Genomic DNA, 1,522 nt, shown 5'->3' with positions numbered 1-1,522 from the left:
TACAACAGAACCTGAGGTATCAGGGGCAGTATTTAGACAGAGAAACGGGCTTACATTACAATACTTTCAGGTACTATGACCTGGATATAGGCAGATTCACGCAGCCGGACCCGATTGGGTTGCTGGGTGGGTTTAATCTGTATCAGTATGCGCCTAATGGGTTGATATGGATCGATCCTTGGGGGTTAAAAGTACTATATAGAGGAATGAGTTTAGATGAGTATAGTAATTTAATGAAAGAAGGCTGGAAAGCCGGAAAAGGAACAATGGAGGGTAAATGGTTCGCTGAATCTTATAAAGATGCTATTACATGGGGAAATAAAATGGGCCACGGGGGAGAAATTTTCAAAGTAGTACAAATTGATGTCCCCGATCACATAGCAAATAGAATGTATTTTATTTCTCATCTTGATGGTATAGGTCCGGCGAGATATGCTGAAGATATTGATTTAAATAAACACGCTAAGATAACATGGATTAAAACAATCAAAGTCAAAAAAATATGCTAGCGGTATTGGAGAAAATTTTTTATGAATCAGGTAAAGATTGTATGGCTTCCTGAGTCTAAAGGAGGAAGAAAAACAATTCCACCTACGGGAAAATACTATGCAGTATCTCGGTTTAAAGAGGATAAGGATTGGCCGAATAATGCTTGGAGTGTAGTATTTGAGATAGATAAAAGCGAAATTAAAAATGATGAGATATTTTCTTTAGGAACTGTAAGATTTTTAATGAACACAGCACCAAAAAACCGCTTGAAATCACAAAATAAATTTGAAATCTACGAGGGGCCAAAAAAAGTTACTTATGTATATTTAATACACAATTAATTTAATTTTAAATAAATATAAGCTATAAAATTTAACTTTTTTATTATTCTGGAATTATAAAAGAGATTTGTTAATTTTAATTTAACTTTAAATTTTGTTTTTATGAACCCACCGGCAGAATCGAAAACTGCCGCAACCAAGCCTACCGGAACACCCTGCAATACGATGCCGCCGCCAACCTATTGGATAAAAGACGCAACGAAGACAACAGTACCGACAACCAAAACCTGGTCCGCTTTAACCAGCTACTTCACTTCCGAGGCCTGCAATACACCTACGACGCACACGGCCGTACCCACAGCAAGCAGACCGCCAGCGGTACCCAGTACTACAGCTACGATGCCGAACACCGCCTGACCGAAGTGCGTATCGAAAAATTAAACCGTACCGAACGCTACGGCTATGTCTACGATGCCTTAGGCCGACGTATCGAAAAACATCAAATAGACCGAGCCGGCAAAGCCTGCAACCGTACCCACTTCCTGTGGGACGGGCTGAGAATGATTCAGGAAACCCGTACCGACAGAAGCAAAAGCGTCTATATCTACACTGATGAGAGCGGCTATAAAACCTTAGCCAGAGTGGAGACCACCACCGGTACGGAACAAAAAGTGCTGTACTACCACACCGATGTCAACGGCGCCCCGGAAGAACTTACTGATGAAGACGGTCACATTGTATGGGCATGCAGC

General features: G+C 41.1%; 3 protein-coding genes. All 3 read left to right on the top strand.

What is annotated here, in order from left to right:
- Positions 1–509, top strand: a 509-nt coding sequence (locus J3U67_RS06620; protein WP_267404390.1) for an RHS repeat-associated core domain-containing protein, incomplete at its 5' end; no start/stop codon positions are given.
- Positions 510–530: 21 nt separating this feature from the next.
- A complete protein-coding gene (locus J3U67_RS06615) occupies positions 531–830 on the top strand; it encodes a hypothetical protein (RefSeq protein ID WP_267404388.1) in 300 nt (99 codons plus the stop codon).
- A gap of 182 nt (positions 831–1,012) precedes the next feature.
- Positions 1,013–1,522: RHS domain-containing protein (locus tag J3U67_RS06610; protein ID WP_267404386.1), on the top strand; the 510-nt coding region annotated here is incomplete at its 3' end.

This window comes from Snodgrassella sp. B3837 (assembly GCF_026535955.1).
GTDB lineage: Bacteria > Pseudomonadota > Gammaproteobacteria > Burkholderiales > Neisseriaceae > Snodgrassella > Snodgrassella alvi_E.
Note: the sequence above shows the minus strand (reverse complement) of the source record. Positions and strands in the feature narration are given on the sequence as shown.

What these genes read in the sequence shown, in the direction of transcription:
- J3U67_RS06615 (WP_267404388.1), top strand. Translation starts at nt 531, where the DNA reads ATGAATCAGGTAAAGATTGTATGGCTTCCTGAGTCTAAAGGAGGAAGA.